Raw genomic sequence first — 26,596 nt, 5'->3', positions numbered from 1 at the left:
TCGATCCGTCGTGTCATGCGATCCGTTGCCAGGTGGACAGCGCCTTCCAGCGCGTCGGGTCGAACCGGAACGCGCTGCCCATGCCGGGCTGGTCCAGGTCGCGGCTGATCGGGACCCGGGTGAGGCTCGCCAGCAGGAGCGCCCCGACCCCGCCGTGCGCCACGAACACGATCGAACGCTCCGGCGTCTCGGCGACGAGCTGGCGGACCGCATGCTCGATCCGGCGCTGGGCGTCGACGGCCCGTTCCCATCCGCGGATCGACTCGACGGGCCGAGCGAAGAACGCGTCCACGGTCGGCTCGAACTCCTGCGGGTCGAGGTAGCCGGTCGCGCTGCGGTCCATCTCGCCTAGTCGCGCGTCGACCTCGGCGTCGAGGTGCCACGACCTCGTGAGGACCGCGGCGGTGTCCAGCGCCTTCCGCTCGGCGCTGCTGACCAGGCGCTCCGGCCGAGGCAGGACGGAAGCGGCGCGTCCGGCGCGGACTTCGCCCTGCGGTGACAGGCCCCAGTCCTCGATCGGCACATCGGGATTCACGACGACCTCGGGGTGGGTGAGGAACGTGCAGTGCATCCGACGACAGTACTGTCGGGGTGTGGTCCTCGTCGGTGGTCGAACCGTGCTGGAAGTCATCTCGCCGGAGCTCGCGCGCCGCATCGTCGCGCGTGACGAGCAGCCTGGCGACGACTGGCATCCCGAGTACCCATTCGCGGACGAGCTCGACCCGCTGCGGTCACTCGCGGCTGCATCGAGCACCGACCCGGTCTTCACGATGTACCTCGTCCGCCGGCGGTCGGACGGCCTGGCGGTCGGCGGCATCGGGTTCTTCGGTCCGCCGGACGGAACCGGGACCGTGGAGTTCGGGTACGGGCTCGTACCGTCGGCCCGGGGCGCAGGACTCGCGACCGAGGCCGTCGAGCTGGCACTCCAGCATGCGGCCGACAACGGGGCGCGGGCGGCCGTCGCGGACACCGACGTCGCGAACGTCGGCTCGCAGCGGGTCCTCGAGAAGAACGGCTTCGTCGAGGTCCGACGCAGCGCAGCGCTCGTGTGCTACCGACGTGAGCTCGCCTGACGGACGGTTGCCGCGCCTCCCAGCCGGTGCTCGTCGCCGTCAGACCTCCCACTCCGACGAGTACGTCCTGCCCTGCAGCAGTCGCGCCAGTTCGACGTGTACCGACACCGTCTTGTCGAGACGATCGGCGCGGTCCGGCCGCAGCTGGTCGCCGTCCCAGTCCCGCTCGGAGAAGTACGCCGTGTAGGGGTTCACGATGCACTTGAAGTCCAGCATCAGTGACTGCGCGAGCGGTCCGGTCGCCATCGTGCTGTGCGGCAGACCGGCAGCGCAGACGAACGTGACGACCTTGTCGAACCATGCCGCGCGCCGACCTGCTCCGGTCGCGCCGGTGGACTCGATGAGCGACTTCACAATCGACGACGGCGCCCAGTTGTAGATCGGGAAGGCGAGGACGACACCGTCCGCTTCGTCGATGACGCGGTGCACGGCGCTGAACGCGTCGCTCTCGAAGACCCTGTCGTTGTCGAACGGCGGCAGCGAGACGTCCGCCAGGTCGATGACCGTGCTCCGATGTCCCTGCGAGGAGATGACGTCGGCCGCGTGCTCGGCGAGACGGCGACTCACGCTCGCAGGGTCGAGGCTGCAGGAGAAGACCGGGAGGCTCAGCGACGACACACGAGCACGGTACCGAAGCGACGGGTCATCCAACGGTGGGGTTCCCCAGCGGGATCACATAGCGTCGGAGTCGGACGGCCCCACGGTCCTCCCTCGTGACGATTATCCCGCCCACATGTTCCAGCGTCGCGATCGACCCCGCGTTGTCGTCGTGACAGACGGCGGTGACTGAGCTCCACCCGTGCTCTTCCGCGAAGGCCAGCACCTCACGGAGCGCCCACGTGCCGACACCTCGGCCGCGCGCGGACGGGCGGACGCCGTACCCAACGTGACCCAGTCGCGGTACCCGCTCGTCCTCCGCACACCTCAGGGCGATGCCGCCCAGCACGGTTCCGGCGTCGACGATCCACCAGAGCGACGTGGGGTCGTGCCGCAAGCGTTCAAGCCACGCCCGGAACCCGTCCGCGCTCTCGACGTCGTCCGTCGGTCCGATGCCGAAACCGTCCTCATGGAGGCCCGGCCCCCACTCGTGATGGGCCTCCAGCCAGGCGTCGCGCAGCTCCGGACCCGGCTGCACCAACTCCAGCGTCGACCGAGGACGCGAGGTCATCCGGCGCGACGGCCGCGCTGCCGTCGCACCTGCACGAGCATCACGACCAGGGCGAGCCCGATCAGCACCGGGATCCAGACTGATCCGGATGCGGGCGCCGCCACGACGACTCCGAGCACCAGGCAGATCCCGGCACAGACCGCGATGACGATGTCCCCAGCTGTCCACTTCACGGTCGTCCCCTCGTTCGACTCACTGACACGCTACGACTCTGCAAGGCCGATGTCACTCCGCCGCCGCACCGCCCTCCAGCCACTCGGCGAACCGCGGACCGATGACCTCGGCGTCTGCTGTGGGAAGCAGTGCTCCGTTCCGGAAGGCCCGCCCCATCGCGCCGGGGATGGGCAACGGGACCGCGACCACACCCCGGTCGGGCAACGAGCGGGTCATCTCCCACAAGGTCATCGTCTCCGGGCCCGTGACGTCGACCTCCGTCTCGGTCCGGAGGCCCGTGGCGACGTCCGCAACGATCGCTGCGACGCTGTCGAGTGCGACCGGGGCGATCGTCATGCCGGGTACGAGCGCGAACGGCCCGGTCCGCATCCGCTCGAGGTTCTGTCGAGCGAACTCGAACCACTGTGTCGAGCGCACGATCGTGAGTCGCGGGCTCACGTCGCTCGCGATCTGCTCCTGGACGGTCTTGCCGGCGAAGTACCCGTAGCCCTGCACCACGGGCAGCGTGCAGTTGACGATCGACAGGAGCACGTGGTGCGCCTGGAGGTCCGCCGCGGCCGCAGCGATCGCTCGTGTCGAGCGGCCGAAGAAGTCCGTCGCGCGCCGCCTGCTCGTGGTGAACATCCCCGTCGCCTCGACGATGACGTCGGCCCCGGCCAGTCGCTTCGTGGCGTCATCACGGAGCACGTCGAAGCCGGTCGTCCTCGAGTGCTGCGTCACGTCGCACCCTCGTGCCCGCAGCGCCTGTTCGATCGCGCGTCCGGAAGCGCCCCCACCCACCACTGCAACCTGCATGCCGTGCCCCTCGTGTCTCTACAGATGTAGAGGAAACTACGATCGACTGGTGTCCGAGCGGCGGAAGTCCCTGGCAGACGCTGGTCTGCGGCTGGTCGCACGCGAGGGCGTGCGCGCGCTGACGCACCGGGCGGTCGACGCAGAGGCCGGGGTCCCAGCGGGATCGACCTCCTACTACGCGCGCAGCCGGAACGAACTCACGGCCCTCGTGGTCGCTCGGATCTCCGAACGGCTCGCCTCCGCGCTCGAAGCCGTGGCCGTGCCTCCAGTCCTCGACGTCGATGCCGCGACCGGCATCGCGGAGGCGTTCCTCGAGACGCTGGCTCGAGAGCACGATGCCCAGGCAGCGCGACTGGCGTTGCTCGCCGAACTGCGGGCCGACGATGCGCTGCGGACGCCTCTGACCGCTGCCGACCCCGTCCGTGCCGCACTCATCGCCACCGCAGAACAGATCCTCCGGGCGCTGAGCGCGCCCGACGCCCCTGCGGCCGCGGTCGACTTCGTCGGCCTGGTCGACGCGCTCCTGCTCTACCGCATCGCGCACGTGGGCCCGGTCGACTCGCGTCGCGTGCTCACCGCCTACCTCGGCGGTCTCGCATCGCGGTGACGGAGAGCCCGACCTCCGAGGAGGGCCGGGTGATCAGAACAGCGGCTCGATGAGGTGCGGCCCGTCGTTCCGCACGCTGTTCACCGTCCGCGCGACCTCGTACTGCTCGAGGCCCGCCGCGACCTCGAGCGACTCCCGGTCGAGCAGCGCGAGCAGGTCGTTCGTGCCGGCACCGTCGCCGAGCCACGCGTCGTAGCCGTCGGGGGTCAGGAACGCCGGCATCCGGTCGTGCACCTCGCCCGGAGCGACATGGGCGTCCCGCGTGATGATCGCGAGCGACAGTCGCCACTTGTCCGGGTCGTCCTCGGGCTTCGTGGGGTCGGGCCAGGCGCTGACGACACCGGCCATCGCCAGTGCCCCGCCGGGCTCGTGGACGAAGTGCGGCTCCTTGCCGTCCTCGCGCACGACCCACTCGTAGTAGCCCTGCGCCGGGACGATGCACCGGTTCGTCGCGAACGCACGCTTGAACATCCCGCTCGTGGCGACGGTCTCGATGCGGGCGTTGATCGGCTTCGGGCGCTGCTTCTGGAAGTCCTTCGCCCAGCTCGGCACGAAGCCCCAGCTGATCTGCGGCAGTTCGCGCTGCCCGTGCCGCTGCCGGACCGCGTACACGGGGTCGGTCGGGGCGACGTTCCAGCTCGGAGCGAGGCCGGCCTGGACCTCGCCGGTGTCCTCGTCGACGTGCTCGGTGCGCGCGGCGAGCTCCCCGACGAGTTCGGGCAGCAGGTCAGCGGTGGTGTCGGAGACGACGAAGCGGCCACACATGAGCCCAGTGTGCACGGAGCCGCCGACGTCGGCACGGGCTCAGTAAGGTCCGCTTGACTTGGGGACGTGCACACCCTCGTCGTCACCGCTCATCCCGATCGCGATTCGCTCACCGCACGGATCGCACGGCAGTTGCAAGGTGCCCTGCAACCGGGCGTGACCGAGGTGCTGGACCTGGCGGCCGATGGGTTCGACCCGCGCTTCGGCTCGGCGGACCGAGACGCCTACCGCGGTACGGGCCACGTGCCGGCGGACGTCCTGCGGCAGCAGCATCGACTCGACGACGTCGACCACCTGGTCCTGGTCTTCCCCGTCTACTGGTGGTCGATGCCGGCGCTCCTGAAGGGGTGGATCGACCGCGTCTTCATCAACGGGTGGGCCTTCGACATCGATCCAGCAGGCGGGACTCGTCGCAACCTCGGGCGTCTCACCGTCCACCTGCTGCCCGTCGCGGGTGACGCTGCCGGCACGTACGAGCGGCACGGGTACGAGCAGGCGCTCCGGACGCAGATCGAGCACGGCATCGTTGACTACTGCGGCGCGCAGCGTGGTGCGACGGCGTTCGTGTACGAGTCCGAGCGTGACGACGCGGACGCCCGCCGAGGCATCGTCGACGACGCCGTCGCCCGGGTTGCCGATGCCGTCCTCGGCACCGAGCCGCGACCGTAGCGCGAGGCCGCGCTGGTACTGGCCGTTGTGCACGGGGCCGCCGACCTCGGTCAGCCCCGGGTCCTGTTGCTGACTGGTCAGAGTGCGCTTTAGTCCGCCGGCAGCGCGCCGCGGCCCGACAGCGCCCGCAGCAGCAGCGGCCCGTCCCCGCGCCGGACCGCCGCGTCGGTGAGCAACAGACTGGAGGCCCGCACCGCCTCCGCTGGCACCGCGACCGTCACGACGTGGCCGGCCCCGGCGACCGCACGCACCAGGTCGTCCCCGTGCACGACGAGTTCCAGCACCCGGGTGCGGAGGTACTCGTCCACGGGGAGACGCAGGCCGCCCACGACGGTGATCCGGGCCTCCCGTCCGGTGGAGTCGAGCGCTGCGAGCGCACCGTCACGGGCGAGGGCCACAGCAGCCGCCGGGGCGGAGCCGAGCGCAGCGCCGGCGGCGACGCCCCGGGCAGCGACGTCGTCCGGGTCTGCGACGGAGCCCGCGGTGGCCCGGAGGTAGCCGACCGCGTCCCCGACGTCGTCCCCGACCTCGGGGGAGTCGGCGAGGCCGTCCTCCGCCGAGAGGTAGGCGGCGACCGTCAGCAGTGCGCGGTTCGTGTGGCCGACCAGGGCGCGGACGTCCCACACACCGAGCGCCGGGGTCGTCCAGAGTGCCGGGTCGTCATCCGGTGTCGGCAGTGCTCCGATGACCTCGACGAACCAGGACGCGGTCGTGGCGAAGAGCTGGCGGGGGTCCAGGGGCTCATCCTGTCCTGCGGGACGGCCGGAGTCACCCGTCCTCGGGTCAGTCGCCGGGCAGGCTGATCTTCGAGCCCGACGGGAACCGGTTGCGGCCCGGGGGTGTGGTCGGGGCCTCGTGCGGAGCGAGTGCGGCCGCGGTGCGGTGCGCACGCTCGGTCCGGCCGAGCTGCAGGAGCCCGGGCAGGAGGGTCCAGAGGAACAGGATCGTCATCGTGAAGCCCACCGTGTGCCGGTCGCCGGTGGTGAGCAGCGCGACGCCGGCGAGCGAGCAGCCGATCAGCACCGCTGCGGCCCGTGCGAAGTCGACCACGAGTGTCCGCCGCACCAGCGCCGTGTCGTGCAGGACCGCCGCGCGGTCCTCGGGTCGCATCTCGGGCGGCCGACGGACCAGGTACCGCTGCACGGAGTCGCGGGCCAGCCGCATCGTCTCCGGTCGGACCGGTTCGCCGTAGATCGTGGCCAGCGGGTCGTCGGTCTGCGCGAGCGGGAAGCACCCGACGGTGACCAGTCCGGCCGCCAGCGAGGCGAGCACCACCACGATCGTCGCCCGGACGGGGCCGGCGCCGGTCCAACCGGTAGAGGCCGCGGTGATGCCGAGCGCCAGGGCGGCGACGAGTGCGACGACGACGCCGACCGAGACGGCGCGTCGGAAGCGGGTCGGCGACACGTCCTCGCCGAACCGCGCACGGAACACCTGCCACCCCAGTCGGAACACGGCCCCTGTCTACCGGCTCTCGCTGAGGATCGCTCGGACACGCCCGACCGCCGGCGCGGGTGAGGAGCGCCGTCCGCGTGAGCCCGCGCCTCCACAGCGATCATCCAGCGACGGTCGCTGACCTGGCGGCATGAGTCTCGACATCGTCTACACCGCAGCCGCCCACGCCACCGGAGGCGGCCGCGACGGACACGTCCGCACCGAGGACGACCGCATCGACCTCGACACCCGACCGCCGAAGGAGATGGGCGGCAGCGGCGAGGGCACGAACCCCGAGCAGCTCTTCGCCGCCGGGTACGCAGCCTGCTTCCTCGGTGCCCTGCACGCCGCCGGTCGCGAGCTGACGCTGGACACCACCGGCGCCGAGGTCTCCGCCGAGGTCAGCATCGGTGGCAACGGCTCGGGTGGCTTCGGCCTCGCGGTCGAGCTCGACGTCTACGCACCGAGCGTCGCCGGCCCCGAGCGGCAGCGGCTGGTCGAGCTCGCGCACACCATCTGCCCGTACTCGAACGCCACGCGCGGCAACATCACGGTGACGCTCTCGCTCGTCGACTGACGCCCTCGCGGTGCTCGCCGCTCCCTAGGCTGGAGCGGTGATCTCCGACCGCTGCCCCTGCCTGAGCGGCAACCCGTACGACGAGTGCTGCGGCCCCCTGCACGCCGGCGCGCCCGCACCGACAGCGGAGCGGCTGATGCGGTCGCGGTTCTCCGCCTTCGCACTCGGCCTGCCCGAGTACCTGCTCCGCAGCTGGCACCCCAGCACGCGGCCCGCCATGCTCGACCTGGACCCCGACCAGCGCTGGACGCGGCTCGACATCGTCGGCACCCGGTCGGGAGGCCCGTTCGACTCCGCCGGCACCGTCACGTTCCGCGCGTGGTGGCGCTCCGACTCCGAGCGCGGGACGCTCGAGGAGACGAGCGACTTCGTCCGCGAGGGCGGGCACTGGTACTACGTCGACGGTGTCGTGGCCTGACGCCCGGCGCGGCTGGGCGCCGCTGACGGGAGACGTCCGCGTCAGCCGATTGTCTCCGGCAGGCCCACGGCAGCGCGCATCGCCCGGCGGACCTCGGCCTCGGACGGCAGCAGCTCGTCCTCGTCCCCGGTCAGGAAGAACCGGATCTGCCCGATCGCCTGCTCGCTGAGCATGTCCAGGCCGTTCAGCACCCGACCGCCCGCAGCCGTCCACGCCGCGGAGGCCCGGGTCGGCCACGGCTCGTACGCCACGTCGAACAGCACCGCGTCCGGCCCCGACGGCACGAGGGGCAGGCCATCGGCAACGCCGCCCGGCAGCGTCGACACCACGAAGCCCATCGGGTCAGCGGAACCGAGGTCCTGCAGGTCGTGCACCTCGAGTGTCACGCCCAGTCGCGCGGCCAGCAGCACCAGGTCGCCCGCCTTGGCGGTGTCCCGCAGGTACACCCGGACCAGCGATGCGCCGAGCCGCAGTGACGCGGTGAGGGCGCTCGCCGCGGTGGCTCCGCCGCCGAGGATCGTCGCCTCGCCCGGGACGTGACCGAGTGCGGCGACCGGGCGGACGATGCCCTGGACGTCCGTGTTGGCACCCGCCAGGACGACCGACGAGCCCTCGCGGCGGAACGCGACCGTGTTCGCGACGCCGAGCTCGTCGACGAGCGGGGTGGTCCGGTCGAGCAGGGGGAGGACCTCACGCTTCAACGGCATCGTGAGACTGAGGCCGCGCCACTCCGGACCGAGCCCCGCGACGAACGCGGCGAGCCCACCGGAGGCGACCTCGTGCCTCCCGTACGAGAACGGCAACCCGAGCACGTCGTAGGCCGCAGCATGCAGCGTGGGGGAGAGCGAGTGCGCGATCGGGGAGCCGAGCACGGCGAGTTCGGTGCGGTCGGTGTCGGGGAAGGTGAGGGGCACGCGCGCAGCCTATCCAGGCAGGACCCGCTGCCCACCCGGGGAAGAGTCCCTTAGGTTAGGCTACCCTTCGTGATCCGTTCCTCCCTCTCCAAGCGCCGTTCCGCCCGCGTGCTCGCTGCGGCCGGCGCCGTCGTCGCGGCCGCGCTCGTGCTGGCCGGCTGCTCCTCGTCGAGCCCCTCGTCCTCGTCGTCCTCCGCCGGCTCGTCCGACGGCGCCTTCCCCGTGTCGATCACGACCGGGCTCGGCACCACGACGATCGACTCCGCCCCGAAGCGCGTCGTCGCCCTCGGGTGGGGCGACGCCGAGACGGCCCTCGAACTCGGCGTGCAGCCCGTCGGCGCCAGCGACTGGCTCGCCTTCGGTGGCGACGGCGTCGGGCCGTGGCTCAAGGGGGCGTACAAGAAGTCCCCGAAGATCATCGAGACGCTCGAGCCCAGCTACGAAGAGATCCTCAAGCTCAAGCCGGACCTGATCCTCGACGTGAAGTCCTCGGGCGACAAGGACCGCTACGACAAGCTGTCCGCCATCGCCCCGACCGTCGCGATCCCGAAGGGCGGCGAGAACTACCTCGCCTCCACGACCGAGCAGGTCGACATGATCTCGAAGGCGCTCGGCAAGGAGTCCGAGGGCAAGAAGCTGCTCAGCGACCTCGACGACTCCTACGCCGCCGCTCGTACGGCACACCCCGAGTTCGAGGGCAAGACGGCCGCGATCGGCGCGTACACGTCCGAGGGCTTCGGGGTCTACGCCTCCCGCGACAGCCGTGCCACGTTCATGCAGAACCTCGGCTTCACGATCCCGTCCGCGATCGACAATGCCGCCGGCAAGGAGTTCTCGGTCTCGCTGTCGAACGAGAACCTCGACCTGCTCGACGCCGACCTGACCGTCGTCCTGCCGATCTACGTCGACGCGTCGAAGGCGAGCTCGGACCCGCTGTTCCAGAAGGTGCCGTCGGTCGAGGCCGGGCACTCCATCGTCATCGACGACTCGGACGTCTCCACCGCGTTCTCGCTCGGGACGACCGCGGCGATCGAGTGGGCACTCAAGCGCCTGCCGGACGAGTTCGCGAAGAAGCTGGGCTGACCGCCGGGCGCAGCGCGCTTGCGCGGCGCCAGTCGGACCCGCACAACAGGAACCGGCCCGCACCACGAGATCTCGTGGTGCGGGCCGGTTCCTGTTGTGCGTGGACCACGCAGTGGGCGTCGGCGCCAGCCACCTGCCGGGCGGGGGCGTCCGGTGCGGGGTGAGGCGGGCCTCCCGGCCGGGCGCGGGTGCGTGCCGGACGGGAGGCGCGGGTCAGGACCCGAAGGTCGAGCCCACGAAGGCGAACAGGAGCGCGAGCAGCGGGAACGCGCCCTGCATCGACGCGGAGCGCAGGTACTTGCGGCCCGTGCCCGCGAGGACGACCGCGGCACCGAGCATGCTCGCGCACGAGAAGACGACGAGCGTCCACCCGGTCGCACCGTTGCCCGCGAGCACCAGCACCACACCGAGGACCGCGCCGATCGCCAGGAACAGGTTGTAGAAGCCCTGGTTGAAGGCGAGGGACCGGGTCGCCTGCGCCTCGGCATCGCTCGAGATGCTGAAGATGCGTCGGACCCGAGGGCTCGTCCACGCGAGGGACTCGAGGAAGAAGATGTACGCGTGCACCAGGCCCGCCAGGACCGCGAAGACACCGGAGATCGCCAGCAGAACCGTCATGTCGACCATCCTCCCAGCAACGGGACGACCCCGAGGTCACATCTCGTCCGAGGGGGCCTCGATCAGTAGGCTCTGACCATGAACGAGGCCCGAGGGACGACCGACGACGACGCCGTGGCCGAGCTGCAGAGCATCCGGCAGAGCATCGACAACATCGACGCTGCCGTGATCCACATGCTCGCCGAGCGGTTCAAGTACACGCAGCGGGTCGGCTACCTCAAGGCCGCGGCCGGGATGCCCGCGGCAGACCCCTCCCGTGAGCAGATCCAGGTCGCACGGCTGCGCGCCCTCGCTGCCGAGTCGCACCTCGACCCGGCCTTCGCAGAGAAGTTCCTCAACTTCATCGTGGCGGAGGTCATCCACCACCACGAGCGCATCGCCGTCGGTGAGCTGTGACCCTGCCGTCGCTGCACCTGCTGATCGGCTCGTACACGGCGACCGGGGGCGGCAACGCGACCGGGATCTCCATCGTCGACGGTGACCTCGTGTCGACCGTCGCCGTGCTCGACGACCCGTCGTTCCTGGCCGTCGACGGTGACCGGGTGTACGCGGTCTCCGAGACCGTCGACGGCGGCGTCCACGCCTTCCGCCGGTCCGGATCCGCGCTCGAGCACCTGTGGGACGCCCCCGCCGGTGGAGACGCCCCCTGCCACGTGCGGATCGACCCGTCCGGTGCGCTCGTCATCACGAACTACGTCTCGGGGACGGTGACCGCCGTCTCGCTCGCGGCAGCGGAGGCGTACGCCGTCTCGTCCGGCGACGGGGGCGCCGCGGTGCACGGCGTCGGCGGACAGGGCGCCGGGGTCTCCGCCGCACTGCCGGACGCGGCACTCGCGACCGAGGTCCTGCCCGACGCGACCGGTCCCGACGAGGACCGGCAGGAGGGCCCGCACGCCCATCAATCCGTCGCCACGCCTGACGGCACGGTGTTGGTCGCCGACCTCGGCGGCGACGCCCTGCACGAGTTCCGGGTCAGCGCCGACGCCGGCTCCGCGTCGATCGAGGCGCTGCGTGTCCACCACGTCGCGCCCGGCGCCGGACCACGGCACATGGCATGGGTGGGTGACGACCTCGTCGTCGCGGGCGAACTCGACGGACGGGTGTACCGCCTCCGCCGCGACAATTCCGGGTCGTTCCACGAGGTCTGCGCCACCTCGGTCTTCGACGGCCCCGGTGCGCCGTCGCTCCTCAGCCACATCGAGGTCGACGAGCGCGGCCGGGTCACGGTCGCCGTGCGCGGCCGCGACCAGATCGTGGTGCTCGACTCAGCTGACGACGGGCTCCGCGTCATCGGGTCGGCGTCGGCGGGCGGCGTCTGGCCGCGCCACTTCGCCCGGGTGCCCGGGCACCTGCTCGTCGCGAACCAGATGTCGGACGCGGTGGCGGTGCTGCCGGTCGGGGACGACGGTGTGCCGGGGGAGGCCGTCGGGCAGATCGCCGTCGGCAGCCCGACCTGCATCGTCCCGCTGCCCGAGCGCTGAGTCGATCCGGACCGGTGCGGTCGAGCGTGCCCGGCTGGGCCGTCGGCCTGGACGGGGTTGCCTGCGGATCCGGCCGGTGCCGTCAGCCCTGTGTGACCGGCAGATCGATGACGTTCTCGAACGTGTGACCCTCGGCCAGCGCCGCGACCTGGCGACGGATCAGGTCGAGCGACCGCGGGATGCTGAGGTCCGTGTTGCCGCCGACATGGGGCGTGAGCACGGTGTTCGGCGTCGTCCAGAGCGCGTGGTCGGCGGGCAGGGGTTCCGGGTCGGTGACGTCGAGCGCCGCCGAGATCCGGCCCGAGCGGAGTTCCGCCACGAGAGCGTCGGTGTCGACGACCTTGCCGCGTGCGACGTTCACCACGAGGGCGCCGTCGGGCAGCGCGGCGAGGAGGTCCGCGTCCACCAGTCCCTCGGTCTCGTCGGTGAGCGGCGCGATGAGCACGAGCACGTCCGTGGTGCGCGCGAGTTCCGGCAGCTCGCCGAACGCGTGCACCTGCCGGCCGTCCTGCTCACGAGCCGTCCGGGCGACGACGGTGACGTGCGTGCGGAACGCCTCGAACCGCGTCGCGATCGCCGACCCGATCGCGCCGTAGCCGACGACCGTCACCCGCCGGTCCGCCAGCGACCGGGTCTCGCGTGCGTCCCATCGCTGCTCGGCACGGTCGAACTGGAACGCTGCGATCTCACGGAGCGAGGTCAGCGCCAACCCGACGGCGAGCTCCGCCGTCTCGTCGTCGTGGATCCCGCGGCCGTTCGCCAGCCGTGCGTGACCGGGTACGTGCGGGGTCGCCCACTCGTACCCGGCGCTCGGCAGCTGCAGCAGTTCGAGGTTCGGCAGGTCGTGCACGAACTGCCAGCGGTGCCGTCCACCGAAGTAGAACGGCAGGAACGCGATGGCGACCTCGTCGGCCCGGTCGTACGGGGACTCGACGTCCCAGACGTCCAGCTCGATGCCGTCCGGCACCGGTCCGAAGCCGTCGAGCAGTTCCTGCAGGGGCAGCGTGACGATCGGCACCGGGTCAGGAGTCCGTGCGCGGCGAGAAGGAGCCGTGGTCGTCGAGCGGCCCGCGCCCGACGTAGCCCTCGGTGACGTTCTCCTGGATGACGTCACCGAAGTGCGTCGGCAGGGTCGCACCGTGGACGCCGCGGAGCTCGTCGATCGTCGCCTCGAACGCACCCTGGACCTCGAGCGAGCCCGACGCGGCGTCGGTCACGCCGATGCGCAGGACCGGGTACCCCCGGCCCGTGCAGAGGCCCTGGAAGCGGACGTCGTCCTCGCGTCGGACGGTCACGATGACGCGGCCGGTCGACTCGGAGAACAGCGCCGTCGCGGTGTCGACGCCGTCGCGGGACTCGAGCTCGTCGAGCACGACACGGGCACCGAGGCCGAAACGGAGCACCGACTCGGCGAGGGTCTGGCCGAGGCCGCCGTCCGCCAGGTCGTGTGCGCTCGTCAGCAGCTGCTCGTCGGCCGCAGCGGCGATGAGCTCCGCCAGGGCCTTCTCGCGGCCCAGGTCCACCATCGGCGGACGTCCGCCCAGGTGGTCGTGCACGGTGCCGGCCCAGGCCGAACCGTCGAGCTCGAGGCTCGTGGTGCCGAGCAGGTAGATGTTGTGGCCGTCGTCCTGCCACCCCGAGGGGATGCGCTTGGCGACGTCGTCGATCACGCCGAGCACACCGACGACCGGCGTCGGGTGGATCGGGGTGTCGCCCGTCTGGTTGTAGAACGACACGTTGCCGCCGGTCACCGGGATGCCGAGCTCCATGCAGCCGTCCGCCAGGCCCTCGACGGCCTCGGAGAACTGCCACATGACCTCGGGGTTCTCGGGCGAGCCGAAGTTCAGGCAGTCGGTGACCGCCGCGGGGACGGCACCGGTGACGGCGACGTTCCGGTACGCCTCGGCCAGGGCCAGTCGGGCGCCCTGCTTCGGGTCGAGCTGGCAGTACCGGCCGTTGGCGTCCGTGGCGATCGCGACACCCAGGCCGGTCTCCTCGTCGACGCGGATCATGCCGCCGTCGTCGGGGAAGGACAGCGCGGTGTTGCCGAGGACGTACGTGTCGTACTGGTTCGTGACCCAGCGCTTGTCGGAGAGGTTCGGCGACCCGAGCAGCTGCAGGAACTGTGCCTTGAGGGCGGGTCCGGTCTCCGGACGGTCGAGCGACTCGGCACCGTCGGCCTGGAGCGCGTCGATCCAGCTCGGGTAGGCGACCGGGCGGTCGTACACCGGGCCGTCGACCGCGACGGTGCGCGGGTCGACGTTGACGATCTCCTGGCCCTGCCAGTCGATGACGAGACGGCCGGTGCCGGTGACCTCGCCCAGCACGCTGGTCTCGACCTCCCACTTGCCGACGACCTCGAGGAAGGCGTCGAGCTTGTCGGGGCGGACGACCGCCATCATGCGCTCCTGGCTCTCCGACATGAGGATCTCCTCTGCCGTGAGCGACGGGTCGCGGAGCAGGACGTCGTCGAGGGAGATGTGCATCCCGCCGTCGCCGTTGCTCGCGAGCTCGCTCGTCGCGCAGGAGATTCCCGCGGCTCCGAGGTCCTGGATGCCCTCGACGAGCTCCTTCTGGAAGAGTTCGAGGCAGCACTCGATGAGGACCTTCTCGGCGAACGGGTCGCCCACCTGGACCGCCGGACGCTTGGTCGGGCCGCCCTCGGTGAAGGTGTCGGACGCCAGGATCGACGCGCCGCCGATGCCGTCGCCACCCGTGCGGGCGCCGAACAGCACGACCTTGTTGCCCGCACCCGAGGCGTTCGCCAGGTGTAGGTCCTCGTGCCGCAGCACACCCACCGCCAGGGCGTTCACCAGCGGGTTGCCCTGGTACACCGGGTCGAAGTAGGTCTCGCCGCCGATGTTCGGCAGGCCGAGGCAGTTGCCGTAGAACGAGATGCCGCCGACGACCCCGTGCACCACGCGTGCCGTGTCCTCGTGGTCGATGGCGCCGAACCGCAGCTGGTCCATCACCGCGACCGGACGGGCACCCATCGAGATGATGTCGCGCACGATGCCGCCGACACCGGTGGCCGCACCCTGGTAGGGCTCGACGTAGGACGGGTGGTTGTGCGACTCGACCTTGAAGGTCACCGCCCAGCCGTCACCCACGTCGACGACACCGGCGTTCTCGCCCATGCCGACCATCAGGTTCTTGGTCATCTCCGGCGTGACCTTCTTGCCGAACTGCCGGAGGTAGTTCTTGCTCGACTTGTACGAGCAGTGCTCGGACCACATGACCGAGTACATGGCCAGCTCACCCGAGGTGGGGCGGCGACCGAGGATCTCGCGGATCTTCGCGTACTCGTCGGCCTTCAGCCCGAGGGCCGCGTAGGGCTGTTCCTTGTCGGGCGTCTCGGCGGCGTCCTGGACGGTGTCGGGCTTCGGGCGGACGGGCGTGGTCACGGTGTTGTCGTTCCCTGTCACTGGATTCGCGGGCGAAGGAGTCGCGGTCACTTGACGAGCGCGCGCTCGATCACGGAGGTGAAGAAGGTGAGGCCGTCCGTGCCGGAGGCCATGGCCGCGCGGGTGTCCGGGCCGAACCCGGGCTCCGTCGCGTGCTCGGGGTGCGGCATCAGGCCGACGACGTTGCCGCGCTCGTTCGAGACGCCCGCGATGTCGTCGATCGACCCGTTCGGGTTGACGCCGACGTAGCGGAAGACGACCTGGCCGTTGTCCTCGATGCGCTTGATCTCGTCCGCGTCGGCGACGAAGCGGCCGTCGGCGTTCTTCAGCGGGATGGTGATCTCCTGCTGCGCGTCGAAGCCGGACGTCCACGCGGTGTCGGCGTTCTCGACGCGGAGCACCTGGTCGCGGCGGATGAACTGCTGGTGGGCGTTCCGCGTGTGCGCACCGGGGACCAGACGGGCCTCGGCGAGCATCTGGAAGCCGTTGCAGATGCCGAGCACGGGCATGCCCTTGCCGGCGACGTCGATGACCTCGGCCATGATCGGGGCCTTGGCGGCGATGGCCCCGGCGCGGAGGTAGTCCCCGTAGGAGAACCCGCCCGGCAGGACGATCGCGTCGACACCCTGGAGGTCGTGGTCACCGTGCCAGAGCGCGACCGGCTCGGCTCCGGCCAGACGCACGGCACGCTGCGCGTCGCGGTCGTCGAGCGAGCCGGGGAAGGTGATGACCCCGATGCGCATCGTCACTCGACGACGCTCACGGAGACGACGTCCTCGATGACTGCGTTCGAGAAGACGTCGACCGCGATCTCGCGGACTTCGGCGAGCTTGGCGTCGTCGACGGGACCGTCGACCGACACCTCGAATCGCTTGCCGATGCGGACGTTGGTCAGGTCGTTCTTGCCGAGGCGGGCGAGGGCATTGCCCACCGCCTTGCCCTGGGGGTCGAGGATCTCGGCCTTCGGCATGACCTCGACGACGATCGTTGGCACGTGTTCACTCCAGCACAGGGGTCGGGTGGGGACGTCACCAGTCTAGGTCCAGCGCACGGCGCGTCGGGCGCTTGTGGAGAACTGTTCGACGACGTATATTCCAACTCGAACAATCGGCATCGAACACGCGGTGACGATCGACCACCCGGAGACCCCGTGACCGACCTGACGCCGCTCGCGTTCGCGGCGCTCGGCCTGCTCGCCGAGTCGCCGATGCACCCGTACGAGATGTTCCAGACGATGCTCCAGCGCCGCGAGGACCGGAACGTCAAGGTCCGACCCGGCACGCTCTACCACCAGGTCGGCCGTCTCGCCGACCTCGGGTACGCCGAGGTCGTCGGCACCGACCGCGCGGGCAACCGACCCGAACGGACCACCTACTCGATCACGGACGCCGGGCGCGCGGCACTCGAGGCCGGCCTCCGCCACATGGTCGCCGAACCCGCCGACGAGTACCCGCAGTTCCGACTGGCGGTGTCCCACGTGGACAACCTCCCCGTCGAGGACGTGGCGGCCGCCTTCCGGGCGCGCATCACCGCACTCCGCGCACAGCGCGACGGGTACGACGAAGCCGCCGCGGGCCTCCAGGCCAAGGAACTGGCCGAGCGCTACTGGCTCGACGTGTCGTACGTCCGTGCCATGCTCACCGCGCAACTCGAGTGGCTGACCGCCATCGCCGAACGCGTCGAGCGCGGCGACATCCCCTGGGACGGCCCGGCCGTCCCCGCAGAACCCCCACAGAACAGCAAGGACACCACTCGATGACATCCGCAGCAACCGCCGCCGACCTGGAGCACGGCAAGAAGCCGTGGCCAGCGCTCTGGGCCCTCGTCGTGGGCTTCTTCATGATCCTCGTCGACTCGACGATCGTCTCGGTCGCGACCCCGACCATCGCCACGGCGCTCGACGCCGACATCAACGCCGTCATCTGGGTGACCAGCGCCTACCTGCTCGCCTACGCCGTGCCCCTGCTCATCACCGGCCGTCTCGGTGACCGCTTCGGCCCGAAGGTGCTCTACCAGGTCGGTCTCGTCGTCTTCACGCTCGCCAGCCTCTGGTGCGGTCTCGCCGGCTCGATCGAGATGCTCATCCTCGCCCGCGTCGTGCAGGGCCTCGGCGCCGCGATGATGACGCCGCAGACGATGTCCGTCATCACCCGCATCTTCCCGCCGCAGAACCGTGGCGCGGCCATGGGCCTCTGGGGTGCGGTCGCCGGTGTGGCCTCGCTCGTCGGCCCGATCGTCGGCGGCCTGCTCGTCGACGGCTTCGGCTGGGAGTGGATCTTCTTCGTCAACGTCCCCGTCGGCATCGTCGCGTTCGTCCTGGCGCAGAAGTTCGTCCCGTCCTTCGAGCGTCACCGCCACCGCTTCGACACCCTGGGCATCGTGCTCTCCGCCGTCGGTCTGTTCCTGCTCGTCTTCGGCATCCAGGAGGGCGAGACCTACGACTGGGGCACCATCACCGGCCCGATCTCGGTCTGGTCGCTCATCATCGCCGGCATCGTCGTGCTCGCCGCGTTCGTCGTCTGGCAGGGCGTGCAGAAGGGCGAGCCGCTGCTGCCGCTCGGCCTGTTCAAGGACCGCAACTTCACCCTCGCGAACATCGCGATCACCGCGGTCGGCGTCGCCATCTCGTCCTTCGCACTGCCGATCATGCTGTGGGCGCAGGACGTCCTCCGCTTCTCGCCGACGCAGGCCGCCCTGCTGCTCGTGCCGCAGGCGGTCATCTCGGCCGGCCTGGCACCGTTCGTCGGCAAGAAGCTCAACGTCTGGAACCCGCGCTGGGTGGCGTCCTTCGGACTCGCCTGCTTCTCCGGCGGCCTGTTCTGGTTCGGCGCCCTGATCGCCGCGAACGCCGACTGGGGCTGGGTGCTCCTGCCGAGCGCGCTCCTCGGCCTCGCCAACGCCTGCATGTGGGGACCGCTGTCCGTCTCCGCCACACGCAACCTGCCGCCGCGTCTCGCCGGTGCCGGTTCGGGCGTCTACAACACCACCCGTCAGATCGGTGCGGTGCTCGGTTCCGCCGGCATCGCCGCCCTGATGGAGGCACGCATCACCGCCGAGTTCCCGCAGCAGTCCGGCGGGTCCGGCGCGGGTGCGGAGCAGACCGGGTCGCTGCCCGGGTTCCTGCTCGAGCCGTTCTCGCGGGCCATGGGTCAGTCGCTCGTGCTGCCGGCCGTCGTGCTCATCGCTGCGATCGTGGCGGCACTGTTCCTGTCGAAGCCGAAGCAGACCGTCGCCTGGAAGCAGACCGGCTCGGTCGCCACGCAGCCCGACGGCGGGTCGGCCGAGGCTGCCTCGGCGAAGGCCGACGACGAGCGCGAGCACGTCGCTGCCCACGCCTCGGCTCCGGCACCCGCCACCGCCGCGGACGAACTCGCTGCGGGCCAGCACCCGGGCAAGCACGTCGAGGCGTAACCCGCCCGTCCCGCACCACCGGAGCCCCGGTCCCTCGCACGAGGGGCCGGGGCTCCGTCGTGTCTAGGTGCCTGGGTGTCTCGGTGTCCCGGGTGTCTGAGTGTCTCGGTGTCTCGGTGTCTCGGTGTCTGGCGGTCCCGGTCGGCCGGCGTGGTTGCTGAGCGGGCGGAAGTGCGCCGCTGGCGTCCGTCGCTCCGGGGTCTTCCGCCCGCTCGCGGTCGCGCGCGGCCCGTGAGCCGACGCCGAGGCGGGCGCAGGGCGGCGAGCGGGCGGAAACGCGCCTCCCGGATCGCCCGCATCGGGGGATTCCGCCCGCTCGCCGCGTCGCGCACTTCCCGGAAGAGCCGGGAGGCCCGCCCCGCGTCGAGCGGGCGGTTTCGCGCCCCCTGCGCTTGCGGCACCCGGGGCTTCCGCCCGCTCGCGGGTCGGAGAGGTCACGGGGACGGGCGTTCGTCGGTGAGCGGGCGGAAGCGCGCCTCCCGCCCGGGTAGGGCCCTGGTGTTCCGCCCGCTCGCCGGCTGGGGCGGCTGGTGCGGCTGGTGCGGCTGGCGCGCCGGGCCGGCTGGCGAGCTGCGGGCAGTGGACGCCGCGCGCGGATCGAACGGGCAGATCCGCGCGGCTCGAGGCGCGCCGACCCTGGTCTTTCGCCCGCTCGCGCCAGACGGCAGAACCTCCCACGGCAGGACCTCCCGCCGCCGCGCCCGCGCGCCCGCGCGCCCGCGCGCCCGCGCGCCCGCGCGCCCGCGCGCCCCCGCGCCCCGCGCCCCTCAGGGCCGACGCTGCAGGTGCTCCCGCGTCAGCGCGTCCATCTGCTCGTCCGTCAGGTCGTCGACCTCGCGGGCCTCGCGGCGGTCGGAACGCTGCCACCGGATGAAGAGGGCGATGAGCACGGGGACGTCCGCCACCTCGGCGATGAACCACAGTAGGTCGCCCGCCAGGTGCTGGTCCTGCAGCGGCGACGGTGCCCACGGCACGTGCAGCACCACCCGCCCGGCTCCGTCCAGCACGTGGTCGCTGACGCGCATCACGACCGCCGGTACCGCGTCGAGCACGAGCTCCACGAACGCCAGCAGGAACTCGGCGGTGGCGAAGGCGGAGGAGCGGAGCACCCCGACCTCGGACAGCGGCGCGAGCAACCCGAAGCCGAGGACCGGCACCAGGACGGTGATCCCCACGCTGCTGACCAGGGACTGTCGGAGCACGGCCGCCAGCGGGGTGAGCATCACGCAGAACAGCGCGAGGGCGACCAGGGGCGAGACGATCGCGTTGCCGAGGAACCGTGCCGGGCGCGACCGCAGGACGGCGTCGGCGGTCTCGGCGAGGCGGGTGGGGCCTCCCGTCCGCAGCAACGCGAACGGGCCGGACAGCGCGGCGAACGTCGGGACCGCGAAGAAGAGGACGGCGATCCGCAGGACGAACGCCCACCGCAGCTGCCGGTCGTACTGGCCGACGATCCCGAACTGCACCACCGTGAACAGGGCGAGCGCGGCGACGAACGCCAGGGTCCGCCACCAGGGCCAGCGGACACCACGGCGTCGGGCGGAGACGAGTCCGGCGCCGTACGCGACGACGGCGACGCCGAGCAGCGCCGCCGCCAGGGGGTCGACGTGCCAGGTGCTCCAGAACTCGGAGGGTGACGGCGTGGGGTGCCTCCCGGTGGTCGCGCTGCGGGAGACATCTTCCTCCGGCCGTGAGGCCCGACCCGGCTCCGGTGGATGAGGATCCCTACATGGTCCGCACGCCCGGAGCCGCGCCGGTCGGGCTCGGAGCCGCGACGGTCGTGCTCAGCAGCCACGTCCCGACCGGGATCGCGACCGCTCCGAGGAGTGCGAGCGGGAACGAGAGGTGCAGCTGCATCACCGCGAACGCCGGGCCGATCGTGCAGAGTGCTGCGACCGCGAGGATCAGCCACGCGGGCCGGTCCGTGCCGGGGACGAGGCGGGGGAGCGGGCGGTCGAAGCGACGGACTGCCCGGGCGACACCGAGGGTGGCGGCGAGCAGCACGACCACGGCGACGACGCGCGTGGCCCACCAGGTGCGCGAGCCCGGGTCGGGGAACGGCAGCCCGACGAGCAGCCCGATGCCGTTGAGCAGGATGAAGAGCGGCAGGTGCCACAGGTAGATCGTCATGCCGTCACGGCCGAGCAGGAACACGACGGCCTGGGCGGGACGGGTGTGCATCAGCCGGGTCAGGGGAGCGTGCACGAGCTGGACCAGGCACGCCTGCCCGACCGCGAGCAGAGCCAGCGGCAGCATCGGCGGGTTGAGGTCCTGCAACATGTCCGGCGCCCAGAGCCCGACCGAGGTGATCGGCACGAGGACCGCGTAGGCGACGACCGCGATGCACGCCAGCAGCACCTTCGAGCGCCGGGCGAACCAGCCGTCGGCCCAGAGGAACCCGAGTTGCTGGGCGAACAGCCACACCGGGCCGAGGTTGAGCAGCCCGACCTCGGCGACCCCCGTGGCGAGCCGGACGCCGTCGACCGCCGCGGCCAGCAGGAGCAGCACCGCCAGGGTGCGCCACGGCGCGGTGGCGTGCAGCCGCGTCATCAGCGGCACGCAGCACTGCGTGATGCCGTACGCGGCGAGGAACCAGAGCGGCGACCCGATGCCGAACGCGAGCTCGTCGAGCAGGTCCGCCGGGGTGCCGAGGACGGTCGCGATGCCGAGACCGACGGCGAGCACGGCGAACAGCGGCACCGCCGGCCGGTAGAGCCGTACGAGCCGGGTCGCGATCCAGTCTCGCGGGCCACCGCCGCGTGCGACGGTGCTGCGCCATCCCACGGCGCTCGCGAAGCCACCGACGACGAAGAAGAGGGGCATGACCTGCCCGATCCAGGTCGCCGCCACGTACCAGGGGAGTTCCTGCAGCGGGCTCGTCACCCGGAGGCCCGAGGCGTCGGAACCGACGCCGACCATCGTGACGTGCACGATGACGACGAGGACGACGCAGGCCGTCCGGATGAGGTCGACGACCAGGTCCCGCTGCACGATGGCCCCCCGGACGTCCTGAGCGGTGTTCGCCGACGCGTCGGCCTGCTGCATGGACATGGCTGGACGCTACCGGTCGTTCCACCCCTCCCAGGCCGGGTCCAGCCGATCGCGACAGGATCGTGACACATTGCATTCCGGGAGGCGCATGGGTCGCCCGCAGGACCGCCTCCGCCGTGTACAGTGGGCATTGTCTTGAATCCTGCAAGAGAAGGGCTCCGCATGGTCGACGACACCGAACTGCTCCGCGGAGCCGGCCTGCGCGTCACCGCGCCGCGCCTCGCCGCCCTCCGGGCGATCGAGACCCGCCCGCACACCACCGCCGACGACCTGGTCACGGCGCTCGCCGCCGAACTCCCGACGACCAGTCACCAGGCGGTCTACGGCGTCCTCGCCGCGCTGACCGGCGCCGGACTCGTGCGCCGCATCGAACCGGCGGGCAGCCCGGCCCGCTACGAACGGCGGACGGGCGACAACCACCACCACATCGTCTGCACCATGTGCGGCGCGATCGGTGACGTGGACTGCGCCGTCGGCCACGCGCCGTGCCTGACGCCGTCCGAGACCCACGGCTTCGCCGTCACCACCGCAGAGGTCACCTACTGGGGCATCTGCGAGCAGTGTGCGGCAGCCGAGCAGAGCGATGTCGAGACCGACGCCGTGACTGCGAACCGACCCGAGCCATCCTGACCGAACCTACGTTCCAAATAGGAGGAACCGTGTCCGACCAGAACACGCCCACCACCACGACCAACAGCGGGGCCCCGGTCTCCAGCGACCAGCACTCCATGGGAGTCGGCGCCGACGGCCCCATCGCCCTGCACGACCACTACCTGGTCGAGAAGCTCGCCCAGTTCAACCGCGAACGCGTCCCGGAGCGCGTCGTCCACGCGAAGGGCGGCGGGGCGTTCGGTACCTTCACCGTCACGCACGACGTCTCGCAGTACACGCGTGCCGCGTTCCTCCAGCCCGGTCAGACCACCGAGATGCTCGCCCGCTTCTCGAGCGTCGCCGGTGAGCAGGGCTCCCCGGACACCTGGCGCGACCCCCGTGGCTTCGCGCTGAAGTTCTACACGAGCGAGGGCAACTACGACCTCGTCGGCAACAACACCCCGGTGTTCTTCATCCGCGACGGCATCAAGTTCCCGGACTTCATCCGCTCGCAGAAGCGCCTGCCGGGTTCGCACCTCCGCGACCACGACATGCAGTGGGACTTCTGGACCCTGTCGCCCGAGTCGGCGCACCAGGTCACGTGGCTCATGGGCGACCGCGGCCTGCCGTCGAGCTGGCGCCACATGGACGGCTTCGGGTCGCACACCTACCAGTGGATCAACGCCGACGGCGAGCGCTTCTGGGTGAAGTACCACTTCAGCACCGAGCAGGGCCACGCGACGCTGACGCAGGAGGACGCCGACCGCATCGCCGGTGAGGACGCCGACTTCCACATCCGCGACCTCCACGAAGCGATCGAGCGTGGGGACAACCCGCGCTGGACCCTCGCGGTGCAGGTCATGCCCTACGAGGACGCCGCCAGCTACCGCTTCAACCCGTTCGACCTGACGAAGGTGTGGCCGCACGCGGACTACCCCCTCATCGAGGTCGGCACGATGGAGCTCAACCGCAACCCGGAGAACTACTTCGCGCAGATCGAGCAGGCGACCTTCGCCCCCTCGAACTTCGTGCCCGGCATCGCGGCGAGCCTCGACAAGATGCTCCTCGCGCGCATCTTCAGCTACGCGGACGCCCACCGTTACCGCGTCGGCACGAACCACGCCCAGCTGCCGGTGAACGCCCCGAAGAACGAGGTGCACTCGTACTCGAAGGACGGCGGGATGCGCTTCGACTTCCAGAAGTCGGAAGTCCCCGTGTACGCGCCGAACTCGCTCGGTGGTGCACACGCTGACCCGACCGCCACGGACGACGCCCCCGGCTGGGAGTCCGACGGTGCGCTGCAGCGTTCCGCCGCGACCCTCCACCCCGAGGACGACGACTTCGGCCAGGCGGGCACGCTCTACCGCGAGGTCCTCGACGACGCCGCACGTGAGCGTCTCGTCGGCAACATCGCCGGGCACGTCTCCAAGGTGACGCGCGACGACCTGCGCGAGCGCGTCTTCGCCTACTGGACGAGCGTCGACCCCGACCTCGGCGCCCGCGTGCGCGCGGCCGTCGCGCCGAGCGCGCCGGGCTCGAACGAGGACCCGGAGAAGGTCGCCGTCCAGGCGTAGTCGCCGGACACGGACGGGAGGCGCGGTGCGAGTTCGACTCGCACCGCGCCTCCCGTCTGTGATCTGCTGGCTCGCCGGCCGGCGTACGCGGCCCGACCGCTCGGCGACCGTGGTCGGGCGCGTCGGGACGGGGCCCCTCAGACCTGCTGGCCGTTGAGGAGGATCGGACCCTCCGGCCAGTCCTCGAGCCGGGCCGTCACCGGACGGACCATCCAGCCGCCCTGCTCGGTCTCGACGACGCCGGCACCGTCCGCGGTGAAGGCGCTGAAAGTGCCCACCGCCTCGGGGAACTCGTGCCAGCCCATGTGGGCGTAGAAGGGGATCCGGTCCTCGCCCGCACCGAGGAAGCCGTACGGCACGCGGAGCCCGTCGAGCACGTCGTGCACGCGCTCCATCAGCTCGCGACCCACCCCGGAGCCCTGCAGGCGGGGCGAGACACCGACCAGGCCGGTGTCGCCGACCAGGACGTCCTCGCCCCCGACCGTGACGAACATCCGGCGGATGCCGACGTGGGCCAGGACGACGCCGTCCTCGGTCCGGCCGAGTACCCGACGCTCGGGCTGCATGCCGGCCCAGCTCCGACCGCCGACGTACCAGTGCGACCAGCTCGGGAACGCCTGCGCCAGCATCGCCGCGATCGCCTCGTGGTCGGTGAGCGACAGCGCGCTCTCCTCGACCACCTCCCACCGGATGTCTTCGCTCATCCGACCATCCTGCCCGGGAACCGCCGAGCCCGCTGAGGGTGTCTGTATTCCGGATACCGACAACTGGCATTCCGGAGTCCGGTCGCCCTACCGTGGCGCCGTCCACGAGAGAGCTCGTGGCGAGGGAAGGAACTCGGATGATCACGAAGTTGGTCCTCGGCGCAGCAGTCGTCGGCACGCTCCTCAGCGGCACCCTGGCGTTCGACGCCGCGACCGCACCCCGGGCAGAGGCGGCGGCCTGCTACGGCTCGGTCAGCATCTGGAAGGGCAAGAACAACACCTGTTCGTCGGCCAGGCACTGGGACGCGATCAAGAACGCGAAGTCGAAGTACGGTGCGTGGGTCGGGCGCGGCAAGTACTCGACACAGAACGCCTGCTGGGCGAACGTCGTCTCGTACGGGATGACGGCGAAGTAGATGCGTCGTCGCGAGCACGGCCGCGTGATGGCGGTCATCGCTTGCGCGGCCGTCGTCTCGCTCGGTCTCGCCGGGTGCACCGGAGGTCAGCAGCGACGAGCCGCATCGACGTCCGACGCGAGATCGCTGACGGCCACCGGGCCGTGGGTGGACGAGTTCCGCGATGCGCTGCAGCACGGCGTCTCCTCGTACGAGGCAGCGATCCTCCGTGATGGCGAGATCACGCCGGCGGAGCTCGAGGACGCGCACCACCACGTCCGGCAGTGCCTGGGGGAGTCGGGGCTCGACATCGCGTACGCCACGGACGGCGGGTTCGAGTTGGAGTCCCGCGACGGCAAGTACCCGGATGACTTCTTCGAGCGGTCCGACCCGGTCCTCCGTGCCTGCGAGGAGCGGTACGACCAGTACGTGACGATGCTCTTCGAGGAGACGCGTCGGAACCCGCAGAAGCAGGACGAGGCCGCGATCACCGTCAGGTGCCTGCAGAAGGCCGGGCTGGTCGGCAAGGACTACAGCGAGCGGAAGTGGCGGGCCGAGTACGACGCGGGGGTGTTCTCGTTCCCGGAGTACGACGTGGCGGCGAAGCAGTGCCAGCTTGATCCGCTCGGCCTCTGGCGGACGCCGTGAGGCGCGGTCGTCGCCCACAGTGGCGATTCGACTTTCGCTGTCTCTGCTGCGCTCACTCACCAGAGTGTCATATGTCGAACAACACGCCGAATGAGTTGGTGAAGGAGAGAGATGAACATGGTGATCACGAAGGTGATGCTCGGACTCGCACTCGTCGGAACGCTGATGAGCGCTGGAGTCGCAGTCGACGCTGTGACAGCGCCGGGCGCCGAAGCCGCGGCGTGCTGGGGGCAGATCACGCAGTCGCAGGGGAAGAACTACACCGGATGCGGCAGCGCGCAGCACTTCAACGTCCTCCGCAACGGTCAGATCAAGCTCGGGAACGTCGCCCGTGTCAACTCCTGGTCGCGGCAGAAAGCCTGTTGGGTCGGCATCAGTAAGTACGGAATGGTCCGTGCTTGAACGTGGTCGCTCATCGACAGATCAGCCTTCTCGTCGTCGCAGTGGTCATGATCGTTCCCCTCACCGGATGCGCTGACTCGGGTGATCCGGTCACGGGCTCAAGCCCTGATCCAGACGCCCCCTGGGCAGATGAGTTCGCCAGCGCGATGTCCGGGGCAAGCGACTACGAGCGGTCGGTCCTCGAAGACGGTGTCGTCACACCTGCGGAGCTCGTCGAGGCGCAGTCGAAGAAGCGATCCTGTCTGAAGGATGCGGGTTACCGCTGGGACATCGAGGAGGACGGCACATCGTCCTTGGAGCCGATCAGCGAGCGCGCGGTCTCTCCGACACGGATGTTGAACGGAGTGCTGCAGGAGTGTTCGCAGCGCTTCGATCAGAACGTCACGGTCTTGTTCGACGAAGTCCGACGGAACCCTCACCGCGAGGACGAAGCACGAATCATGGTCGCTTGTCTTCGCAAGGTCGGGCTTGTTGATCGCTCGTACACGGAGCGGGACTGGCGGCGAGACGACGATCAAGGCGTCTACCCCTTCGGTGCTTCCAGCGAAGCGTTCATTGGATGTCGGCTCGACCCTCTTGGCCTGTGGAGGAGCGGATGAGAAACGTCCGAGAGCTCATTTCCTTGGTCGCGGTCGACTTG

At 70.8% G+C, this 26,596-nt stretch carries 33 protein-coding genes; 16 read left to right on the top strand and 17 right to left on the bottom strand.

Going from position 1 to position 26,596, the window contains the following annotated elements; translation table 11 throughout:
* Nucleotides 1-13: 13 nt before the first annotated feature.
* Nucleotides 14-571 (bottom strand): histidine phosphatase family protein, encoded by a 558-nt coding sequence (locus E9228_RS07270; RefSeq protein ID WP_166779889.1) that lies wholly within the window; start codon nucleotides 569-571, stop codon nucleotides 14-16.
* 46 nt (nucleotides 572-617) lie between these two features.
* Between E9228_RS07270 and E9228_RS07265 the strand changes: the two genes are divergently transcribed.
* A complete protein-coding gene (locus E9228_RS07265; protein ID WP_341849821.1) occupies nucleotides 618-1,073 on the top strand; it encodes a GNAT family N-acetyltransferase in 456 nt (151 codons plus the stop codon).
* A 39-nt stretch (nucleotides 1,074-1,112) separates the two neighbouring features.
* On the opposite strand, the gene E9228_RS07260 is transcribed toward E9228_RS07265, so the two are convergent.
* The 4 genes from E9228_RS07260 to E9228_RS07245 are packed head-to-tail and all read right to left on the bottom strand — an operon-like array spanning nucleotide 1,113 to nucleotide 3,135.
* Nucleotides 1,113-1,691 carry an NAD(P)H-dependent oxidoreductase gene (locus tag E9228_RS07260; RefSeq protein ID WP_166779887.1) on the bottom strand — a complete coding sequence of 193 codons (579 nt, stop codon included), beginning with the start codon at nucleotides 1,689-1,691 and terminating at the stop codon, nucleotides 1,113-1,115.
* Nucleotides 1,692-1,716: 25 nt separating this feature from the next.
* Nucleotides 1,717-2,208 (bottom strand): GNAT family N-acetyltransferase, encoded by a 492-nt coding sequence (locus E9228_RS07255; protein WP_208385616.1) that lies wholly within the window; start codon nucleotides 2,206-2,208, stop codon nucleotides 1,717-1,719.
* 29 nt (nucleotides 2,209-2,237) lie between these two features.
* A complete protein-coding gene (locus E9228_RS07250; RefSeq protein ID WP_166779885.1) occupies nucleotides 2,238-2,414 on the bottom strand; it encodes a hypothetical protein in 177 nt (58 codons plus the stop codon).
* Between the two features lie 52 nt (nucleotides 2,415-2,466).
* Nucleotides 2,467-3,135, bottom strand: a complete 669-nt coding sequence (locus tag E9228_RS07245) for an SDR family oxidoreductase (protein ID WP_208385615.1) — start codon at nucleotides 3,133-3,135, stop codon at nucleotides 2,467-2,469.
* 124 nt (nucleotides 3,136-3,259) lie between these two features.
* On the opposite strand from E9228_RS07245, the gene E9228_RS07240 reads away from it, so the two are divergent.
* A complete protein-coding gene (locus tag E9228_RS07240) occupies nucleotides 3,260-3,817 on the top strand; it encodes a TetR/AcrR family transcriptional regulator (RefSeq protein WP_341849819.1) in 558 nt (185 codons plus the stop codon).
* 33 nt (nucleotides 3,818-3,850) lie between these two features.
* On the opposite strand, the gene E9228_RS07235 is transcribed toward E9228_RS07240, so the two are convergent.
* Nucleotides 3,851-4,582 (bottom strand): SOS response-associated peptidase, encoded by a 732-nt coding sequence (locus E9228_RS07235; protein ID WP_166779882.1) that lies wholly within the window; start codon nucleotides 4,580-4,582, stop codon nucleotides 3,851-3,853.
* 66 nt (nucleotides 4,583-4,648) lie between these two features.
* Here E9228_RS07235 and E9228_RS07230 point away from each other — a divergent pair, with 66 nt between their 5' ends.
* Nucleotides 4,649-5,251, top strand: a complete 603-nt coding sequence (locus E9228_RS07230; RefSeq protein WP_166779881.1) for an NAD(P)H-dependent oxidoreductase — start codon at nucleotides 4,649-4,651, stop codon at nucleotides 5,249-5,251.
* A gap of 89 nt (nucleotides 5,252-5,340) precedes the next feature.
* Here the strand turns inward: E9228_RS07230 and E9228_RS07225 are convergent, their stop codons facing one another.
* Nucleotides 5,341-5,988, bottom strand: coding sequence for a maleylpyruvate isomerase N-terminal domain-containing protein (locus E9228_RS07225; protein ID WP_425248371.1), 648 nt, complete (start codon nucleotides 5,986-5,988; stop codon nucleotides 5,341-5,343).
* Between the two features lie 46 nt (nucleotides 5,989-6,034).
* Nucleotides 6,035-6,706 carry a hypothetical protein gene (locus E9228_RS07220; protein ID WP_166779879.1) on the bottom strand — a complete coding sequence of 224 codons (672 nt, stop codon included), beginning with the start codon at nucleotides 6,704-6,706 and terminating at the stop codon, nucleotides 6,035-6,037.
* Between the two features lie 130 nt (nucleotides 6,707-6,836).
* Between E9228_RS07220 and E9228_RS07215 the strand changes: the two genes are divergently transcribed.
* Both E9228_RS07215 and E9228_RS07210 read left to right on the top strand, forming a co-directional pair.
* Complete coding sequence (locus E9228_RS07215; protein WP_111074879.1) at nucleotides 6,837-7,262, top strand: organic hydroperoxide resistance protein; 426 nt, start codon at nucleotides 6,837-6,839, stop codon at nucleotides 7,260-7,262.
* A gap of 40 nt (nucleotides 7,263-7,302) precedes the next feature.
* A complete protein-coding gene (locus E9228_RS07210) occupies nucleotides 7,303-7,680 on the top strand; it encodes a YchJ family protein (RefSeq protein WP_166780163.1) in 378 nt (125 codons plus the stop codon).
* Between the two features lie 41 nt (nucleotides 7,681-7,721).
* On the opposite strand, the gene E9228_RS07205 is transcribed toward E9228_RS07210, so the two are convergent.
* Entirely contained in the window at nucleotides 7,722-8,594 is an 873-nt protein-coding gene (locus E9228_RS07205; protein ID WP_166779878.1) for a shikimate dehydrogenase, read from the bottom strand.
* Nucleotides 8,595-8,663: 69 nt separating this feature from the next.
* Between E9228_RS07205 and E9228_RS07200 the strand changes: the two genes are divergently transcribed.
* Nucleotides 8,664-9,677, top strand: a complete 1,014-nt coding sequence (locus tag E9228_RS07200) for an iron-siderophore ABC transporter substrate-binding protein (protein ID WP_341849815.1) — start codon at nucleotides 8,664-8,666, stop codon at nucleotides 9,675-9,677.
* A gap of 213 nt (nucleotides 9,678-9,890) precedes the next feature.
* Here E9228_RS07200 and E9228_RS07195 read toward each other — a convergent pair whose 3' ends face one another.
* A complete protein-coding gene (locus E9228_RS07195; RefSeq protein WP_252727784.1) occupies nucleotides 9,891-10,295 on the bottom strand; it encodes a DUF1304 domain-containing protein in 405 nt (134 codons plus the stop codon).
* A gap of 78 nt (nucleotides 10,296-10,373) precedes the next feature.
* Between E9228_RS07195 and E9228_RS07190 the strand changes: the two genes are divergently transcribed.
* Together E9228_RS07190 and E9228_RS07185 are read left to right on the top strand one after the other, a co-directional pair.
* Nucleotides 10,374-10,691, top strand: a complete 318-nt coding sequence (locus tag E9228_RS07190; protein ID WP_110904041.1) for a chorismate mutase — start codon at nucleotides 10,374-10,376, stop codon at nucleotides 10,689-10,691.
* Nucleotides 10,688-11,776 (top strand): beta-propeller fold lactonase family protein, encoded by a 1,089-nt coding sequence (locus E9228_RS07185; protein ID WP_166779877.1) that lies wholly within the window; start codon nucleotides 10,688-10,690, stop codon nucleotides 11,774-11,776. The genes E9228_RS07190 and E9228_RS07185 overlap by 4 nt, the downstream gene beginning before the upstream one ends.
* 82 nt (nucleotides 11,777-11,858) lie before the next feature.
* Here the strand turns inward: E9228_RS07185 and E9228_RS07180 are convergent, their stop codons facing one another.
* From E9228_RS07180 to purS, 4 genes are read right to left on the bottom strand one after another with little or no spacing between them, the layout of a single operon-like run.
* Nucleotides 11,859-12,794, bottom strand: coding sequence for an NAD(P)-dependent oxidoreductase (locus E9228_RS07180; RefSeq protein ID WP_166779876.1), 936 nt, complete (start codon nucleotides 12,792-12,794; stop codon nucleotides 11,859-11,861).
* Nucleotides 12,795-12,798: 4 nt separating this feature from the next.
* A complete protein-coding gene (purL, locus tag E9228_RS07175; RefSeq protein ID WP_341849813.1) occupies nucleotides 12,799-15,180 on the bottom strand; it encodes a phosphoribosylformylglycinamidine synthase subunit PurL in 2,382 nt (793 codons plus the stop codon).
* A 47-nt stretch (nucleotides 15,181-15,227) separates the two neighbouring features.
* Complete coding sequence (gene purQ / locus E9228_RS07170; protein ID WP_111074887.1) at nucleotides 15,228-15,923, bottom strand: phosphoribosylformylglycinamidine synthase subunit PurQ; 696 nt, start codon at nucleotides 15,921-15,923, stop codon at nucleotides 15,228-15,230.
* A gap of 2 nt (nucleotides 15,924-15,925) precedes the next feature.
* Entirely contained in the window at nucleotides 15,926-16,174 is a 249-nt protein-coding gene (gene purS, locus E9228_RS07165) for a phosphoribosylformylglycinamidine synthase subunit PurS (protein WP_110823495.1), read from the bottom strand.
* Nucleotides 16,175-16,330: 156 nt separating this feature from the next.
* Between purS and E9228_RS07160 the strand changes: the two genes are divergently transcribed.
* Both E9228_RS07160 and E9228_RS07155 read left to right on the top strand, forming a co-directional pair.
* Nucleotides 16,331-16,939 (top strand): helix-turn-helix transcriptional regulator, encoded by a 609-nt coding sequence (locus tag E9228_RS07160; RefSeq protein ID WP_166779874.1) that lies wholly within the window; start codon nucleotides 16,331-16,333, stop codon nucleotides 16,937-16,939.
* A 23-nt stretch (nucleotides 16,940-16,962) separates the two neighbouring features.
* A complete protein-coding gene (locus E9228_RS07155; protein WP_252727940.1) occupies nucleotides 16,963-18,591 on the top strand; it encodes a DHA2 family efflux MFS transporter permease subunit in 1,629 nt (542 codons plus the stop codon).
* Between the two features lie 767 nt (nucleotides 18,592-19,358).
* Here the strand turns inward: E9228_RS07155 and E9228_RS07150 are convergent.
* Both E9228_RS07150 and E9228_RS07145 read right to left on the bottom strand, forming a co-directional pair.
* Nucleotides 19,359-20,177, bottom strand: coding sequence for a cytochrome c oxidase assembly protein (locus E9228_RS07150; RefSeq protein WP_166780160.1), 819 nt, complete (start codon nucleotides 20,175-20,177; stop codon nucleotides 19,359-19,361).
* A 139-nt stretch (nucleotides 20,178-20,316) separates the two neighbouring features.
* Nucleotides 20,317-21,642, bottom strand: a complete 1,326-nt coding sequence (locus E9228_RS07145; protein ID WP_166779872.1) for an acyltransferase family protein — start codon at nucleotides 21,640-21,642, stop codon at nucleotides 20,317-20,319.
* A gap of 162 nt (nucleotides 21,643-21,804) precedes the next feature.
* On the opposite strand from E9228_RS07145, the gene E9228_RS07140 reads away from it, so the two are divergent.
* A complete protein-coding gene (locus E9228_RS07140; protein ID WP_166779871.1) occupies nucleotides 21,805-22,272 on the top strand; it encodes a Fur family transcriptional regulator in 468 nt (155 codons plus the stop codon).
* Between the two features lie 29 nt (nucleotides 22,273-22,301).
* A complete protein-coding gene (locus E9228_RS07135; RefSeq protein WP_166779870.1) occupies nucleotides 22,302-23,807 on the top strand; it encodes a catalase in 1,506 nt (501 codons plus the stop codon).
* Nucleotides 23,808-23,944: 137 nt separating this feature from the next.
* Here the strand turns inward: E9228_RS07135 and E9228_RS07130 are convergent, their stop codons facing one another.
* Entirely contained in the window at nucleotides 23,945-24,511 is a 567-nt protein-coding gene (locus E9228_RS07130; RefSeq protein ID WP_166779869.1) for a GNAT family N-acetyltransferase, read from the bottom strand.
* A gap of 137 nt (nucleotides 24,512-24,648) precedes the next feature.
* Between E9228_RS07130 and E9228_RS07125 the strand changes: the two genes are divergently transcribed.
* The 4 genes from E9228_RS07125 to E9228_RS07110 all read left to right on the top strand — a co-directional run bounded on the left by E9228_RS07125 (nucleotide 24,649) and on the right by E9228_RS07110 (nucleotide 26,555).
* Nucleotides 24,649-24,927, top strand: coding sequence for a hypothetical protein (locus tag E9228_RS07125; RefSeq protein WP_166779868.1), 279 nt, complete (start codon nucleotides 24,649-24,651; stop codon nucleotides 24,925-24,927).
* On the top strand, nucleotides 24,928-25,554 hold the full coding sequence (locus E9228_RS07120; RefSeq protein WP_166779867.1) for a hypothetical protein: 627 nt from the start codon (nucleotides 24,928-24,930) through the stop codon (nucleotides 25,552-25,554).
* A gap of 117 nt (nucleotides 25,555-25,671) precedes the next feature.
* Complete coding sequence (locus E9228_RS07115; RefSeq protein WP_166779866.1) at nucleotides 25,672-25,956, top strand: hypothetical protein; 285 nt, start codon at nucleotides 25,672-25,674, stop codon at nucleotides 25,954-25,956.
* Complete coding sequence (locus E9228_RS07110) at nucleotides 25,953-26,555, top strand: hypothetical protein (RefSeq protein WP_166779865.1); 603 nt, start codon at nucleotides 25,953-25,955, stop codon at nucleotides 26,553-26,555. Before E9228_RS07115 ends, E9228_RS07110 begins: the two co-directional genes overlap by 4 nt.
* Nucleotides 26,556-26,596: the final 41 nt, after the last annotated feature.

The sequence above is a fragment of the Curtobacterium salicis genome (genome assembly GCF_011759505.1).
Classification (GTDB): Bacteria; Actinomycetota; Actinomycetes; order Actinomycetales; family Microbacteriaceae; genus Curtobacterium; species Curtobacterium salicis.
This window is presented reverse-complemented; position numbering and strand designations above follow the sequence as displayed.

Coding starts and splice junctions, on each gene's coding strand:
- E9228_RS07140 (WP_166779871.1), top strand. CDS start 21,805: ATGGTCGACGACACCGAACTGCTCCGCGGAGCCGGCCTGCGCGTCACC.
- E9228_RS07130 (WP_166779869.1), bottom strand. CDS start 24,511: ATGAGCGAAGACATCCGGTGGGAGGTGGTCGAGGAGAGCGCGCTGTCG.
- purQ (WP_111074887.1), bottom strand. CDS start 15,923: ATGCGCATCGGGGTCATCACCTTCCCCGGCTCGCTCGACGACCGCGAC.
- E9228_RS07120 (WP_166779867.1), top strand. CDS start 24,928: ATGCGTCGTCGCGAGCACGGCCGCGTGATGGCGGTCATCGCTTGCGCG.
- E9228_RS07145 (WP_166779872.1), bottom strand. CDS start 21,642: ATGTCCATGCAGCAGGCCGACGCGTCGGCGAACACCGCTCAGGACGTC.
- E9228_RS07195 (WP_252727784.1), bottom strand. CDS start 10,295: ATGACGGTTCTGCTGGCGATCTCCGGTGTCTTCGCGGTCCTGGCGGGC.
- E9228_RS07270 (WP_166779889.1), bottom strand. CDS start 571: ATGCACTGCACGTTCCTCACCCACCCCGAGGTCGTCGTGAATCCCGAT.
- E9228_RS07190 (WP_110904041.1), top strand. CDS start 10,374: ATGAACGAGGCCCGAGGGACGACCGACGACGACGCCGTGGCCGAGCTG.
- E9228_RS07115 (WP_166779866.1), top strand. CDS start 25,672: ATGGTGATCACGAAGGTGATGCTCGGACTCGCACTCGTCGGAACGCTG.
- E9228_RS07235 (WP_166779882.1), bottom strand. CDS start 4,582: ATGTGTGGCCGCTTCGTCGTCTCCGACACCACCGCTGACCTGCTGCCC.
- E9228_RS07125 (WP_166779868.1), top strand. CDS start 24,649: ATGATCACGAAGTTGGTCCTCGGCGCAGCAGTCGTCGGCACGCTCCTC.
- E9228_RS07215 (WP_111074879.1), top strand. CDS start 6,837: ATGAGTCTCGACATCGTCTACACCGCAGCCGCCCACGCCACCGGAGGC.